This is a genomic window from Cupriavidus sp. 291-E7, assembly GCF_057798835.1.
This window is the reverse complement of the sequence record NZ_JBYOJV010000002.1, coordinates 478,172-492,423: the sequence shown is the minus strand read 5'-3', so window position 1 is coordinate 492,423 and position 14,252 is coordinate 478,172. Positions and strand designations below refer to the sequence as shown.

Below are 14,252 nucleotides of genomic sequence, written 5' to 3'. Positions count from 1 at the left end.
GGGCAGGGTGCCGACATGGTACGGCAGATACTCGCCGTCAGGCTGGCGAGGGATATCACGAAATGGCAAGAGGGGGTCGCGGTTGGCGATGGGGGGAGGCCGTGCGGACCGATGAGACGCCCCTCTTCCACAGCGTGGGAGGGGTTGGGGGAAAGGGCCAGCGGCTCGGGATGCGATGACCGCAATTTGAACTGCCTTGCCCTCTCCCCCCGCCCCTCTCCCGCCATGCGGGAGAGGGGAGCAAACCACTCGGCGTTGAACGCGGAGCGAGGGAAACACCGAGCGGTGTTCCCTCCGATATCGGATTACTCCGGTACCTTCACCGGTTCCAGCTTCACTTCCTTGAGACGCGGCTCGATCGCCTTGCCCTTGCGGGCGCGCTTGCCCACATAAGGCATCAGCGTCTTGCCAGCCAGCTTCTGCGGCGGCACCTTGCCGCCACGGACGCCGGTGCCCGAAATCAGCAGACCCGGCGCGCCAACCGGCACGGCTTGTTCCAGTGTTTCCTTTGGCTCCAGTTCCATCAGGATCACGCCGCGTCCGCCGGCCGAGAGGACCTTCACCTCGTCCAGCCCCACCAGCAGCAGACGGCCATTCGCCGAGAAGCACGCCACATGGGTCGCTTCATCGCTGACCGGTGCCGGTTGCAGCATCGTGTCGCCATCGTCGAGCGTGATGAACGCCTTGCCGGCCTTCTGGCGGCTGATCATGTCGCCAACCTTCGTGAGGAAGCCATTGCCGCCGGCCGTGGCGATCAGCATGCGCTGCTCGGCGCCGCCCGCGAACGTATGGGCAATCTGCGAGCCCGTGGCCAGGTCGATCAGCGTGGTCACCGGCACCCCGTCGCCACGCCCGCCCGGCAGGCCGGAAACGGCCACCGAGTAGACCCGGCCATTGCTGCCAAACGCCAGCATCGTATCGACGGTGCGGCATTCGAACGTGGCATAGAGGCTGTCGCCGGCCTTGAACGTGAACTGCGACGGATCGTGGCCGTGTCCCTGGCGCGTGCGCACCCAGCCCTTGCCCGACATGATCACGGTCACCGGCTCGTCGATCACCTTCACCTCGGCGGCGGCGCGGCTGGCCTCCTGGATCAGCGTGCGGCGCGGGTCCTTGTCTTCCGGGCTGTACTGCTTGGCGTCCTGCTCGATCTCCTTGATGATCTTGCGACGCATCATGGTCTCGGACTTCAGCAGCACGTCCAGCTCGGCCTGCTCGTCGCGCAGCTTCGCCAGTTCCTGTTCGATCTTGATCGCTTCCAGGCGCGCCAGCTGGCGCAGCCGGATTTCAAGGATGTCCTCGGCCTGACGGTCGCTGAGGCGGAACGCCTCGATCAGCGCGGGCTTGGGATCATCGCTCTCGCGGATGATGCGGATCACCTCGTCGATGTTCAGCAGCACCAGCATCCGGCCTTCGAGGATATGGATGCGGTCCTCCACCTTGTTCAGCTGGAAGCGCGTGCGGCGCGTGACCGTGGCAAAGCGGAATTCGATCCATTCGCGCAGGATTTCCTGCAGGCCCTTCTGGCGCGGACGGCCATCGGTGCCGATCATCACCAGGTTGATCGGCGCACCGGACTCCAGGCTGGTATGCGCCAGCAGGGTCTGGATGAAGTCCTGCTGTTCGGTGTTCTTGCTCTTTGGCTCGAACACCAGCCGCACCGGGGCGTCCTTGCCCGATTCGTCGCGCACGGCGTCCAGCACGGCCAGCATCGTGGTCTTGAGCTGAGCCTGCTCGGGCGTCAGCGCCTTCTTGCCGGTGCGGATCTTCGGGTTGGTGATTTCCTCGATTTCCTCGAGCACCTTCTGCGCCGACGTGTTCGGCGGCAGCTCGGTCACCACCATCTGCCACTGGCCGCGCGCCATTTCCTCGATGGTCCAGCGCGCGCGCACCTTCAGGCTGCCGCGGCCGTTCTCATAGATCTGGGCGATTTCCGACGCCGGCGAGATGATCTGACCGCCGCCCGGGTAGTCCGGCCCCGGCATGATCGCCAGCAGCTCGGCCAGCGAAATGTTCGGGTTGCGGATCATCGCCACCGCGGCGCCAGCCACCTCGCGCAGGTTGTGCGGCGGGATTTCGGTGGCCATGCCCACGGCAATGCCGGACGCGCCGTTCAGCAGCACGAACGGCAGCCGCGCGGGCAGCAGCTTCGGTTCTTCCTCCGAACCGTCGTAGTTCGGCAGGAAATCGACCGTGCCCAAGTCTATCTCGTCGAGCAGCAGGCGCGAGATCGGGGTCAGGCGGGCTTCGGTGTAGCGCATCGCCGCGGCGCCGTCGCCGTCGCGCGAGCCAAAGTTGCCCTGGCCGTCGATCAGCGGGTAGCGCAGCGAGAAATCCTGCGCCAGGCGCACCAGCGCGTCATAGGCGGACTGGTCGCCGTGCGGGTGGAATTTACCGAGCACCTCGCCGACCACACGGGCGGACTTCACCGGCTTGGCATCGGCGCGCAAGCCCATCGCCTGCATCGCGTAGAGGATGCGGCGCTGCACGGGCTTCTGGCCGTCCGCCACTTCGGGCAGGGCACGGCCCTTGACCACGCTCACGGCGTAATCGAGGTAGGCGCGCTCGGCGTACCGCGCGAGGGTCAGCGAATCCGCCGGCTCTTCGGGCTGAAACGTAGTATCTGCTTGATCCATGTTAGGCAAGGGTTCGGCATGCCCGGCGCGGACGCGCCAGGCTTCCGGCAATTGCAGTCAGCGTGGGATTCTAAAGGAAGTGGGTGACAAGACCGCCGGAAATAGCGCCCGATATTGTGCGAACGTCGCGTCAGGGCATCGGCCGGCGGCCGCCGCCAATCACCATGCGCACCCTGTCCGCCGCCACCCCGGTGCGGATCACGCCACCGGCCGAGGGCTGGTACAGCCGATAGAACTCCAGCACGGTGCTCACATACTGGCGCGTTTCCGGGAACGGCGGAATCTGGTTGTTGTAGCGTTGCACCGCGCCCTCTCCGGCGTTGTAGGCCGCCAGCACCAGTTCCAGATTGTTCGGGAACAGCTCCATCAGAAAGCGAAGGTAACGCACGCCGGCCGAAATGTTCAGCTTCGGATCGACCAGCTTCTCTTCGACGGTACGGCGCTTGTCCGCCGCGATGCCAAAGCGCGCGCCGGTATCCGGAATCACCTGCATCAGGCCGATGGCACCCTTCGGCGACACGGCCGACGCATTGAAACCGCTTTCCACCGCCATCACCGCCTTCACGAGGGCCGGGTCCACATTCTGTGCCCCGGCCACCTGCTCGATGATCGGTTCGACGGTGCGGATATTCGGATGGTTGAGCAGGTAGCGGAACAGCTTGTCCTTACCCGGACTGGCCTTTTCGCCCAGCGTGATCACACCGCTATGGCCAAGATTGCCCGAATCGAACTGGCCGCCGTCCTTCATGAACAGCTTGTAGCGGCCGTCGAGCTTCGTATCGGCAAAGTGCGCCACGCCGTCGCTGTCGATGTAGCCCCACAACTCCGCGTGGGCCGGAGCGGCGATGCCGAACGCGCCGAGCGCGGCCAGCGTGCAAGCCAGGCGCTTCGCCTGTGCCTTGATCCGCCTGATCCGCTGTTGCCCCACTCGTTCCTGCATCATCGCTCCTTCAGGTCTGGCCGTCAGATGTCGGCTTCGACCTCGTTGCCCTTCTCTTCCAGCCAGCTCCGGCGTTGCGAGGCTTCGCCCTTGCCCATCAGCATGTTCATCATGGTGACGGTCTGCGGCAGGTCGAATTCGCCCAGCGCCACCGGCAGCAGCCGGCGGGTGTCCGGGTTCATCGTCGTTTCCCAGAGCTGCTCGGCGCTCATTTCGCCCAGACCCTTGAAGCGCGAGATCTGCCACGCGCCGTCCTTGACGCCATCCTTGAGCAGCTTGTCCTGGATGGCTTCGAGTTCGCCTTCGTCCAGTGCATAGAGCTTCTGGGCGGGCTTCTTGCCGCGCGCGGGCGCGTCGACGCGGAACAGCGGCGGGCGTGCCACGCAGACGTGGCCGAGATCGATCAGCTTCGGGAAATGGCGGAAAAACAGCGTCAGCAGCAGCACCTGGATGTGCGCGCCGTCGACGTCCGCATCGGAAAGGATGCAGATCTTGCCGTAGCGCAGGTTCGACAGGTCAGGCTCGTCGTCCGCGCCGTGGGGGTCGACGCCGATTGCCACCGCAATGTCGTGCACTTCGTTGTTCGCGAACAGGCGGTCGCGCTCGGTCTCCCAGGTGTTCAGCACCTTGCCGCGCAGCGGCAGGATGGCCTGGAATTCCTTGTCGCGGCCCATCTTGGCCGAACCGCCGGCGGAGTCGCCCTCCACCAGGAAGATCTCGTTGCGCGTGACATCCGTCGATTCGCAGTCGGTCAGCTTGCCGGGCAGCACGGCCACGCCGGAGCCCTTCTTCTTTTCCACCTTCTGCGCGGCGCGCGTGCGGGCCTGGGCCTGGCGAATCACCAGTTCGGCCAGCTTCTTGCCGAAGTCGACATGGTGGTTCAGCCACAGTTCGAGCGCCGGACGGCTGAACGTGGACACCAGGCGCACGGCATCGCGGCTGTTCAGGCGTTCCTTGATCTGCCCCTGGAACTGCGGGTCCAGCACCTTGGCCGACAGCACGAACGAGGCACGCGCGAACACGTCTTCGCTCATCAGCTTCACGCCCTTGGGCTGCAGCGAGTGCATCTCGATAAAACTCTTCACGGCCAGGAACAGACCTTCGCGCAGACCGGATTCGTGCGTGCCGCCGGCCGGCGTGGGAATCAGGTTCACGTACGACTCGCGTACCGGTGCGCCGTCCTCGGTCCAGGCCACCACCCACGATGCGCCCTCGCCTTCGGCAAACCCTTCCTCGCCGGCATTCTTGTCGGGGTCGGCAAAGTGCTCGCCCTCGAACATCGGGATCACCAGTTCGGCGCCGCTGCCCTGGGCCAGCGCTTCCACGAGATAGCCTTTCAGGCCCTGCTCGTACTGCCATACGGTCTGTTCGCCGGTCTTCTCAAGAACCAGCGTTACCTTGACGCCCGGCAGCAGCACGGCCTTGGAGCGCAGCAGACGCTGCAGCTCGGCCATCGGAATGGCGGCCGAATCGAAATACTTGGGGTCGGGCCACACCTGCACCCGCGTGCCGTTCTTCTTCTCGCCGCGTTCGAGCTTGCGCGATTCCAGCGGGCGGGTCACTTCGCCGCCGTGCTCGAACGTCAGCGTCGACTGCGAGCCGTCGCGCCAGACGGTCACGTCCAGCCGCGTGGCAAGCGCGTTGGTCACGGACACGCCCACGCCGTGCAGGCCGCCCGAGAATGCGTAGGCGCCGCCCTTACCCTTATCGAACTTGCCGCCCGCGTGCAGGCGCGTAAAGACGATTTCCACCACGGGCACGCCCTCTTCCGGGTGCATGCCGACTGGAATGCCGCGACCGTCGTCTTCCACGCTGATGCTGCCGTCCTTGTGCAGCGTGAGGAGAATCTCGGTGCCGTAGCCGCCCAGCGCTTCGTCCGAGGCGTTATCGATCACCTCCTGCACGATATGCAGGGGGTTGTCGGTACGGGTGTACATGCCCGGCCGTTGCTTGACCGGCTCCAGGCCCTTCAGGACCCGGATGGAAGATTCGCTGTACTGACTGGTTTTGCTCGCCATGAAGTCGATACGGATATTGGTCTTTGCCGGCCGTCCACGGCCGGGATGCGCTGCATTGTAATGGATGGCCGTGACAGCCATCCCTTTTGAAAAGCCGGGGAAATTCATAGTCCGGCACGAATCCGGTGCACGGCTTAAACTAAGCGCCGACTGTAAAGACGCCCCCCAGCGCTACAAGATCGCCAGAGAGAACAATAGAGACAATACCGAGCCCGACATGACCGATCGCAAACTATCCCTGACCACCGTGCTTGTGTGCGGCGGCCTGCTCGTCACTCTTTCAATGGGCATCCGGCATGGCTTTGGCCTGTTCAACCTGCCGATCACCCAAACCCACGGCTGGAATCGAGAAACCTTTGCCTTTGCACTGGCGCTGCAGAACCTGATGTGGGGCGCCAGCCAGCCGATTGCCGGCGCGCTGGCCGACAAGTTCGGCGCCCTGCGCATCATGATCGTCGGCGTGGCGCTCTATGTGGCGGGCCTGATCGTGATGGCGCTGGCCACCAGCGGCACTGCCTTTGCCACGGGCGCCGGCGTGCTGATCGGCATCGCCCAGTCCGGCACCACCTACAGCGTGGTCTACGGCGTGATCGGCCGCGTGGCCAGCGCGGAAAAGCGTGTCTGGGCGATGGGCATCGCGGCGGCGGCCGGGTCGTTCGGCCAGTTCCTGATGATCCCGGTCGAGCAGACCCTGATTTCCACCACGGGCTGGCAGAACGCGCTGTTCATCATGGCCTTCCTGGCCTGCTTCATGCTGCCCCTGGCGCTGACGCTGCGCGAACCAAAAATGGAAGCCACGACCAGCGGTCATCATCAGAGCATCGGTGAAGCCACGCGCGAGGCGTTTGGCAACCGCAACTTCCAGTTGCTGACGCTCGGTTACTTCGTCTGTGGCTTCCAGGTGGTGTTTATCGGCGTGCACCTGACGCCTTATCTCAAGGATCGCGGCCTGGTCGACGTGAAGATCGCAACCGTGGCGCTGGCACTGATCGGCCTGTTCAACGTATTCGGCACCTACACCGCCGGCTCGCTGGGGCAGCGGATGCCCAAGCGCTACCTGCTGTCGTCGATCTATATCGCCCGCTCGATCGTTATCGCCGGCTACCTGATGCTGCCGCTGACCGCCTGGAGCACGTGGGTGTTTGCGGCGCTGATGGGCTTTCTGTGGCTTTCCACGGTGCCGCTGACCAACGGCATCATCGCCCAGGTGTTCGGCGTGAAATATCTGTCGATGCTGTCGGGCGTGGTGTTTTTCTCGCACCAGATCGGCAGCTTCCTGGGCGCGTGGCTGGGCGGCTACCTGTACGACAGGACCGGCAGCTACAACACGGTGTGGATGCTGGCGATCGCGCTGGGCGTGTTGGCGGCGCTGGTCAATCTGCCAATCCGGGAGCAGGCGCTGGTGCGCCCGCAGCCGGTGGGAGTCTGACATGAGCTGGGCGAAGGGTTTTGGCTACCTGGCGCTGGCGGCGGCACTGACGCTGGGCTTCCTGGCCTACCTGCGCCCGGCGTTCATGGTCGACCTGACCAATATGGTTCTGGCGTGGTGCGGATAACCTCAAGCCGCCGCCGCGCGCTCCCATCTCCCGCATGCGGTCAGATGGGAGCAGACACAGGCGGATAGCGGATTTACACCGCTTCGCCCTTCGTCTTCTCCTCCAGCACTTCCCAGCGCTCCAGCGCTTCCAGCAGTTCCATCTCGATTTCGTCGTGGCGCTTGGCCAGTTCGGCCGCACGCGCGGGGTCGGTTGCGTAGAGCGAGCCGTCTTCAAGCTGATCGCCAAGCGTCTTCTGCTCGGCCTCCATCGCCGCAATCCGTTCCGGCAGTCCGTCCAGTTCGCGCTGTTCCTTGTACGACAGCTTGACCGTCCGGTTGGCGCCTCGCGCCTCGCGGGTGCTGGCCTTCGGCGCTTCGGCGGCCTTCGGCTCGGCCTTGGCGGCCTGCAGCGCCTGAGCGCGCGCGGACTGCTGCTCCCAGTCCGAATAGCCGCCCACCGACTCTCGCCATTGGCCGTCACCTTCGGCGGCAATCGTCGAGGTCACCACGTTGTCCAGGAATGCGCGGTCGTGCGATACCAGGAATACCGTGCCGCTGTAGTCCTGCAACAGTTCTTCCAGCAGTTCGAGCGTGTCGATGTCGAGGTCGTTGGTCGGCTCGTCCAGCACCAGCACATTGGCCGGCCGGGCGAACAGGCGCGCCAGCAGCAGCCGGTTGCGCTCACCGCCGGAGAGCGACTTCACTGGCGAGCGCGCACGCTCGGGCGCGAACAGAAAGTCGCCCAGGTAGCTCATCACGTGTTTGCGCTGCCCGTTGACCTCCACCCAGTCGCTGCCGGGGCTGATCGTATCGGCGAGCGATTTTTCGAGGTCCAGTGCCGTGCGCATCTGGTCGAAGTACGCCACCTGCAGGTTGCTGCCATTGCGCACCGCGCCGGAATCGGGCTGCAGATCGCCCAGGATCAGTCGCAGCAATGTGGTCTTGCCGGCGCCGTTCGGACCGATCAGGCCAACCTTGTCGCCGCGCATGATCGTCGCCGTGAAGTCGCGCACCACGACCTTGTCCCCATAGGACTTCGACACATTGGTCAGTTCCGCCACGATCTTGCCCGAGCGATCGGCCTGCGACACTTCCAGCTTGACGTTGCCTTGCACCTCGCGGCGCTGGGCGCGTTCGTCGCGCATGGCATGCAGGCGCTGCACCCGCGCCACGCTGCGCGTGCGGCGTGCTTCCACGCCCTTGCGGATCCAGACTTCCTCCTGCGCCAGCAGCTTGTCGAACTTGGCCTGCTCCACGGCCTCGTTGGCCAGCAGTTCGGCCTTGCGGGCCTGGTAGGCCGCGAAATTGCCCGGGAACGACAGCAGCTTGCCGCGATCGAGTTCGACGATGCGCGTGGCCACGCGGTCCAGGAAGGCGCGATCGTGGGTGATCAGCAGCACGTTGCCGCGGAATCCCAGCAGCAGGTCTTCCAGCCAGCGGATGGCTTCCACGTCCAGGTGGTTGGTCGGTTCGTCGAGCAGCAGGATGTCCGGCTCGGCCACCAGACCCTGAGCCAGCGCCACGCGCTTCTGCAGACCGCCCGACAACGCATCCACGCGCACGTGCGGATCGAGATCCAGCCTGGCCAGCGTGGCTTCCACGCGGTTGCGCAGCTGCCAGGCGTCCGCGGCGTCGAGTTCGGCCTGCACGCGGTGCAGGTCCGCCAGCGTGGCTTCGTCGTGATGGGTCTCCAGCCTGGCCAGCGCGGCGTCGTAGCGCAGCAGCAGGTCGTGCGCCGCGCCCATGCCCTGGCTGACGGCATCGAATACGGTCAGGCCCGGCGCGAACTGTGGCTCCTGCGCAACATAGGCCGAGGTCACGCCGCTCTGGCGTGCAATCAGGCCATCGTCGGGGGCGGACATGCCGGCGACGATCCGCAGCAGCGACGATTTACCCGTGCCGTTGCGGCCGATCAGGCCAACGCGTTCGCCCGCTTCGAGCGAAAAATCGGTGTGGTCGAGCAATGCCACGTGGCCAAAGGCCAGTTGGGCATCGGTAATGGAAAACAGGGCCATGTTGGTAGGCGAGGAGGAATAAGCGGCGCCAGGCGCTGGAACGCGCACGGGCGCAAAGGGCAGGCCCGAATTGTAGACGACGCGGGCTGGCCGCAAGCTGCCGCGTGCCCGGCGCCCCAAGGACAAGACGCAAAAAAAGAAAAGGCCCGTTCGCCTGAACGGGCCCCAAGAGTCTCTCCTCGGTGCCCTGCTCGCAAGGCACGACTGAAGGATAGCCAGCGGCGCGGCGCGCCAGAAGTCGGACAAATCCGTAAGGGAAAGTCCCCGTCAACGCGCACCACGCCCAAGCGTTGCGTGCCGGGAACGTTGAACACGGACACTAGCCCGCATAGTTGTGCCTTGCTGGTCGCCCGTGGAACAATCCGGCATCGGAATTCTCCGAAAGCACAACGACAGCAGCACCGGGGTATCCAGCAGTCATAGAGCCGGAATCATCCGGCCACCGGCGGACGGCCAACACGCCGCCCGGGCTATTTCCTGAAGTACTTTTGACGGGTGTCATTCATGACCTATTCGGGCCTGCCGCGCCTTGCCTCGCTTCGAGGCATGGCGCCTGTCGTATTCTCCCTAGCCACCCTGCTTTGCGTGCCGGCCACACCGGCGGCACAGGCGGCCACGCCAAACTCGGTGGTCCTGCGCATTCAGCAGACCGGTGCCATCCGCATCGCGCACCGTGAAAGCTCGGTGCCGTTCTCGTTCGTGGCCGATGGCAAGCCAATGGGCTACGCCGTGGATCTCTGCCTGAAGGTGGCCGAGGCCGTGCGCACACAACTCAAGATGCCGCAGCTGCGCGTGGAATGGGTGCCGGTAACGCCGGCCTCGCGTATTCCGGCCATCGTCGACGGCAAGGCCGACCTGGAGTGTGGCTCGACCACCAACAACCGCGAGCGCCGCGATCAGGTGGCATTCACGATTCCGCACTACATTGCCGGCAGCCGCATGCTGGTGAAGTCGGACTCGGGCATCCGCAAATGGGGCGACCTGCGTGGCAAGACCGTGGTGTCCACCACCAAGACCACGCCGCTGGAGATGATCCGCAAGATGGATGAAGCCGGCGCGATGGGCTGGAAAGTGGTGGAAGCCAAGGACCATGCCGAGGCTTTCTCGATGGTCGAATCGGGCAAGGCGGATGCCTTCGTGATGGACGACGTGCTGCTGTTCGGCCTGCGCGCCAATGCGAAGAATCCGGCGTCGCTGGCCGTGACCGGCGACCTGCTTACGATCGAGTCGTACGCCGTCATGCTGTCGAAGCACGACGTCGAGTTCAAGAAGATCGTCGACAAGGCAATGATCGCGTCGATCTACGACCAGGACACGCAGAAGCTTTACCGTAAGTGGTTCCAGCAGCCGATTCCGCCAAACGGCATCACGCTCGATATTCCGATGAGCTACCTGCTGCGTGACTCGTTCAAGTTCCCGAGCGACAAGGTGGCGGACTGACCGGACTGGGTTGACTTGCTGCCCCCCGATCCCTCTCCCACGCTGCATGGAGAGGGATTGAGGACAGGGCATGGAAGTTCTGCCTGCCGGCCGCCTCGATTTGAAGCGTCCGGCCCTCTCCCCGGCTCCTCTCCCGCCTTGCGGAGGGGAGCGAAACCATCCCCCAGCCCGCGCTCCCGTGCGAAGATACCGGCCCCATCCGTATTTCGCACGCAAAGCCATGTCTCCCGCCGACGCCCCGAAGCTTTCCGACCTGTCCGTTTCCACGATCGTGGCCGGGCTGATCGCCATGCTGACCGGCTACACCAGCTCCCTGGTGCTGATGATCCAGGCCGGACAGGCGGCACATCTGAACGACGCGCAGATTTCGTCCTGGATCTGGGCGTTGTCGATGGGCATGGGCGTCACCACGCTGGGATTGTCGCTGGCCATGCGCGTGCCCGTCGTGGTGGCATGGTCCACACCCGGTGCGGCGCTATTGATCGCCAGCCTGCCGGGCGTACCGTACTCCGAAGCAATCGGCGCCTTCCTGATGGCCGCACTGCTGATGACCGCGGCTGGCCTGACCGGCTGGTTCGACAAACTCATGAAGGCGCTGCCAGCCAGCATCGCCTCGGCATTGCTCGCTGGCATCCTGTTCCGGATCAGCGTCGACGTTTTCGTCCAGGCCCAGTACCAGACGCTGTTGCTGCTGGTGATGTTCGCCGCCTACCTGCTGGGCCGCCGCTGGTGGCCGCGCTACGCGGTGCCCGGTGTGCTGGCCGTCGGCGTGGCACTGGCCGGCTGGCTTGGGCAGCTTCACTTCGAGCAGTTTCACTTTGCGGTCGCGATGCCGGTCTGGACCACGCCGTCGTTCTCGATGTCGGCGTTCGTCAGCATTGCCGTGCCATTGTTCATCGTGGCGCTGGCCTCGCAGAACATCCCCGGTCTGGCCGTGCTGCGTGCCGACGGCTACCGCGTGCCGGCCAGCCCGCTGATCACGGTGACAGGCGTGGCGTCGGCCATCCTGGCGCCGTTCGGCTCGCACGGTATCAACCTGGCCGCCATCACGGCAGCCATCTGCACCGGCCCGCAGGCCGACGCCGATCCGCGCCGCCGCTACATGGCCGCCGTGGTTTGCGGTATCGGATACCTGGTGATGGGTGTAATGGCCGCCAGCATCGCGGCACTGTTCGCCGCATTCCCGAAGGCGCTGGTGGTGGCCGTGGCGGCGTTTGCGTTGCTGGGATCGATCGCCAGCGGACTGACCGTGGCCATGCAAACGCCGGCCGAACGGGAATCGGCCTTGCTGACGTTCATGATCACGGCGTCCGGCATGACGCTGGCCGGTGTGGGCTCGGCGTTCTGGGGCGTGGCCGGCGGCATGCTCGCGCTGCTGGTACTCCGGCCGCGCGAGCCAAAGGCTGCCTGAACCCGGCCCGGATCAGAGCAGCAGGAAGGCGATTTCCGCCGCGCTGATCTCGGTGACCGGCACACCCTTGCGCCGCTGGAACAGCACGTGTTCCAGCACGCGATCGCGGTGCTCGGCAAACACCGCCGGCTCGAACCGAAGCGCCGCCATGCTGTAGTGCTCCGACAGCAGCTTGTAGACGCGATGCCGCACCAGCAGCATCTCGTTGTCAGCGTGCAGGCGCGTCATTTCCGCGGTGTGATCGTCTTCGAGCTGGCGCATGCTGACCACCACGCGCGCGTGCATGCCACGGTAGCGGTCGATCTCGGTGTGCGCCCGGCGCAAATCCTCGCGCAAGGCTCGCACTTCCTGCATCAGCTTGAGATTCTGCTGGACGCCGCGCTGAATGCGCGACGCTTCTTCCAGCGCGTGGTCGGCGGCGGCGATGGTGTTCTGCCAGACGCCTTCGCCACATTCGGCGGCGGCTGGTGCGGCGTGCTGGCTTGACGCGCCGTCCAGGTCAGCCGATCGCGCGATGACGGGCCATGCAGTGGCCGAATCCACATCGGTCTTCATACAGCTCCCCTTATCCCGTCTACCCGCGTCCTGCCACCGGCGTATTTGTTATGCATACCGGCATGGTCAGGCCACTGGTTTAAGTCGCCGCGACTGTTATTGTTGGCCACCTCGATTTAAAACCCCGGGTGACTTTGGCGTACTGACTGCATTCAAGCCCGGTATCGCCTTAAGCACAACCACCGCAAGGGAGGGTAATCCAACTGCCTGAAACCCGCGTGGCGTCTGGATTCTCGGCATTCCAGTCAGCGTTTTGCAAAACCGTCCGGGAGACTGCTTGCATAATGGCGCCCCGGGGGCGCCTTAATCATCGCTTTTGCCCCATTTCCACCCTATTTCCCTGCCCGCCATGAACGGATACCTGCTTCTAGCCCTGGCCATCGTTGCCGAAGTCATCGCCACCAGCAGCCTCAAGGCCGCCGAGAATTTCACCCGGCTTTGGCCCAGCGTGCTCGTCGTTGCCGGCTACGTCGCCGCGTTCTGGCTCTTGATGCAGGTGATGAAAACCGTGCCGGTGGGCGTGGCCTACGCCATCTGGTCCGGTGCCGGCATCGTGCTGGTGACGCTGATCGCGGTCGTGCTGTACCGCCAGGTACCAGACCTGGCCGCGGTGGTGGGCATCGCCCTGATCATCGCCGGCGTGGCGGTGATCCAGCTTTTTTCGAGGATGAGCCACTGAGCCGGCCGGCTCAGGCTCAGGTCTTGGGAGGCAGCGTGCGCAGCAGCCGGTTGACCTGCACCAGCGTCTCGCACTCGTCAGCGTTGCGCTTGCGGCGCTGGTCTACGATGTCCAGCAGCGCCCGGATCTGGGCATTCTTGGCCTCGCAGGCGTCCTTCACATCCTTCGGACACACCACATCGATCTCCCCGCGCAGGCTTTCCTGAACGATATCGATCAGCGCCGTGCAGCCGGACGTATCGTTCAATGCCGGGTCGGACGCAGGCTGCGTCGCCAGCACGGAGGCTGCGGCAAACATGGCTAGCGCTGGAAGCCAGCGAACGGGCGTCCGGAAAAGTGGCATTGATTGACAGGTGATGGGCAAGACATCGCCACCGCGGTTGCGGCGTGCGGGCTACATCATAGCGGTTTGTTGAAATGGGGCTTTGGAATGTGGGGTGGAGGGTGCGGTGGCGAGCAAGAAAAAGCCGCCCTGGGGGCGGCTGTTGCCTGGTGTCGCTACTCGTCAACCTGCTGCGATTGAGATGTCGTGCGTCGGACCGGCAGTCAATCCAGTATCGGTTGCCACGGATACGCAGCAAATCCGATCAACGATTTGGTTGCGGCCCTTTGTCCTTGGGCGGCGCGCCTGCACTGTCCCCGTAGCGGGAGAGATACTCCGGCGAAAACGGCGCTCCCCATCCGGTGTGCAAGCGCGCGATGGCTTCGAACTGGCAAACCCCTGTACTGACAAGCCGACGCACTTCGGCTTCGACACGCTCCTCAGCGAAAATGCGGATCGTCACTTGATTGTCAGCATCGTGGCAATGCGGCGGTACACGGAGGGCCATCAACGCACTCGGCATGACATTACAGAACCACGAACGGTCCCCGCATGTCCGCCCGTCGTTGTTCGTGAGGAACACAACGACGCCCAATACCATGATGCCCGCGACAACTAGTGCCGCGCGCTTGGCGCCCGTAAACCAAAACCAGGCAACCGCGCCAAACATTGCGATTCCGCCCATGAGTCAGCCCTCTC

At 64.7% G+C, this 14,252-nt stretch carries 12 protein-coding genes; 5 read left to right on the top strand and 7 right to left on the bottom strand.

What is annotated here, in order from left to right; translation table 11 throughout:
- Positions 1 to 305: 305 nt before the first annotated feature.
- From parC to AC3FLX_RS05265, 3 genes are all read right to left on the bottom strand, one after another.
- Positions 306 to 2,636, bottom strand: a complete 2,331-nt coding sequence (gene parC, locus AC3FLX_RS05275; RefSeq protein WP_488694483.1) for a DNA topoisomerase IV subunit A — start codon at positions 2,634 to 2,636, stop codon at positions 306 to 308.
- 130 nt (positions 2,637 to 2,766) lie between these two features.
- Positions 2,767 to 3,579: a lytic transglycosylase domain-containing protein gene (locus AC3FLX_RS05270; RefSeq protein WP_488694481.1), complete on the bottom strand. Its 813-nt coding sequence runs from the start codon at positions 3,577 to 3,579 to the stop codon at positions 2,767 to 2,769.
- Between the two features lie 20 nt (positions 3,580 to 3,599).
- Entirely contained in the window at positions 3,600 to 5,594 is a 1,995-nt protein-coding gene (locus tag AC3FLX_RS05265; RefSeq protein ID WP_488694479.1) for a DNA topoisomerase IV subunit B, read from the bottom strand.
- Positions 5,595 to 5,811: 217 nt separating this feature from the next.
- Between AC3FLX_RS05265 and AC3FLX_RS05260 the strand changes: the two genes are divergently transcribed.
- Positions 5,812 to 7,023, top strand: a complete 1,212-nt coding sequence (locus AC3FLX_RS05260; protein ID WP_488694478.1) for an MFS transporter — start codon at positions 5,812 to 5,814, stop codon at positions 7,021 to 7,023.
- A 1-nt stretch (position 7,024) separates the two neighbouring features.
- Positions 7,025 to 7,150, top strand: a complete 126-nt coding sequence (locus tag AC3FLX_RS05255; protein WP_488694476.1) for a hypothetical protein — start codon at positions 7,025 to 7,027, stop codon at positions 7,148 to 7,150.
- A 73-nt stretch (positions 7,151 to 7,223) separates the two neighbouring features.
- Here AC3FLX_RS05255 and AC3FLX_RS05250 read toward each other — a convergent pair whose 3' ends face one another.
- Positions 7,224 to 9,146 (bottom strand): ATP-binding cassette domain-containing protein, encoded by a 1,923-nt coding sequence (locus tag AC3FLX_RS05250; RefSeq protein ID WP_488694474.1) that lies wholly within the window; start codon positions 9,144 to 9,146, stop codon positions 7,224 to 7,226.
- Positions 9,147 to 9,650: 504 nt separating this feature from the next.
- On the opposite strand from AC3FLX_RS05250, the gene AC3FLX_RS05245 reads away from it, so the two are divergent.
- Together AC3FLX_RS05245 and AC3FLX_RS05240 are read left to right on the top strand one after the other, a co-directional pair.
- Positions 9,651 to 10,586, top strand: coding sequence for an amino acid ABC transporter substrate-binding protein (locus tag AC3FLX_RS05245; protein WP_488694472.1), 936 nt, complete (start codon positions 9,651 to 9,653; stop codon positions 10,584 to 10,586).
- 220 nt (positions 10,587 to 10,806) lie between these two features.
- Positions 10,807 to 11,997 (top strand): benzoate/H(+) symporter BenE family transporter, encoded by a 1,191-nt coding sequence (locus AC3FLX_RS05240; RefSeq protein ID WP_488694470.1) that lies wholly within the window; start codon positions 10,807 to 10,809, stop codon positions 11,995 to 11,997.
- Between the two features lie 12 nt (positions 11,998 to 12,009).
- Here the strand turns inward: AC3FLX_RS05240 and AC3FLX_RS05235 are convergent, their stop codons facing one another.
- Positions 12,010 to 12,552, bottom strand: coding sequence for a hypothetical protein (locus AC3FLX_RS05235; RefSeq protein ID WP_488694468.1), 543 nt, complete (start codon positions 12,550 to 12,552; stop codon positions 12,010 to 12,012).
- Between the two features lie 349 nt (positions 12,553 to 12,901).
- On the opposite strand from AC3FLX_RS05235, the gene AC3FLX_RS05230 reads away from it, so the two are divergent.
- Positions 12,902 to 13,231 carry a DMT family transporter gene (locus tag AC3FLX_RS05230; protein ID WP_488694467.1) on the top strand — a complete coding sequence of 110 codons (330 nt, stop codon included), beginning with the start codon at positions 12,902 to 12,904 and terminating at the stop codon, positions 13,229 to 13,231.
- A gap of 16 nt (positions 13,232 to 13,247) precedes the next feature.
- Here the strand turns inward: AC3FLX_RS05230 and AC3FLX_RS05225 are convergent, their stop codons facing one another.
- Together AC3FLX_RS05225 and AC3FLX_RS05220 are read right to left on the bottom strand one after the other, a co-directional pair.
- Positions 13,248 to 13,529 (bottom strand): hypothetical protein, encoded by a 282-nt coding sequence (locus AC3FLX_RS05225; RefSeq protein WP_488694465.1) that lies wholly within the window; start codon positions 13,527 to 13,529, stop codon positions 13,248 to 13,250.
- A 289-nt stretch (positions 13,530 to 13,818) separates the two neighbouring features.
- Positions 13,819 to 14,238, bottom strand: coding sequence for a hypothetical protein (locus AC3FLX_RS05220; protein WP_488694464.1), 420 nt, complete (start codon positions 14,236 to 14,238; stop codon positions 13,819 to 13,821).
- Positions 14,239 to 14,252 lie beyond the last annotated feature (14 nt).

Excerpts from the sequence above, each read along its gene's own strand:
- AC3FLX_RS05245 (WP_488694472.1), top strand. The coding sequence starts at position 9,651 with ATGACCTATTCGGGCCTGCCGCGCCTTGCCTCGCTTCGAGGCATGGCG.
- AC3FLX_RS05250 (WP_488694474.1), bottom strand. The coding sequence starts at position 9,146 with ATGGCCCTGTTTTCCATTACCGATGCCCAACTGGCCTTTGGCCACGTG.
- AC3FLX_RS05265 (WP_488694479.1), bottom strand. The coding sequence starts at position 5,594 with ATGGCGAGCAAAACCAGTCAGTACAGCGAATCTTCCATCCGGGTCCTG.
- AC3FLX_RS05230 (WP_488694467.1), top strand. The coding sequence starts at position 12,902 with ATGAACGGATACCTGCTTCTAGCCCTGGCCATCGTTGCCGAAGTCATC.
- AC3FLX_RS05225 (WP_488694465.1), bottom strand. The coding sequence starts at position 13,529 with ATGTTTGCCGCAGCCTCCGTGCTGGCGACGCAGCCTGCGTCCGACCCG.
- AC3FLX_RS05220 (WP_488694464.1), bottom strand. The coding sequence starts at position 14,238 with ATGGGCGGAATCGCAATGTTTGGCGCGGTTGCCTGGTTTTGGTTTACG.
- AC3FLX_RS05255 (WP_488694476.1), top strand. The coding sequence starts at position 7,025 with ATGAGCTGGGCGAAGGGTTTTGGCTACCTGGCGCTGGCGGCGGCACTG.
- parC (WP_488694483.1), bottom strand. The coding sequence starts at position 2,636 with ATGGATCAAGCAGATACTACGTTTCAGCCCGAAGAGCCGGCGGATTCG.
- AC3FLX_RS05270 (WP_488694481.1), bottom strand. The coding sequence starts at position 3,579 with ATGATGCAGGAACGAGTGGGGCAACAGCGGATCAGGCGGATCAAGGCA.
- AC3FLX_RS05235 (WP_488694468.1), bottom strand. The coding sequence starts at position 12,552 with ATGAAGACCGATGTGGATTCGGCCACTGCATGGCCCGTCATCGCGCGA.
- AC3FLX_RS05240 (WP_488694470.1), top strand. The coding sequence starts at position 10,807 with ATGTCTCCCGCCGACGCCCCGAAGCTTTCCGACCTGTCCGTTTCCACG.
- AC3FLX_RS05260 (WP_488694478.1), top strand. The coding sequence starts at position 5,812 with ATGACCGATCGCAAACTATCCCTGACCACCGTGCTTGTGTGCGGCGGC.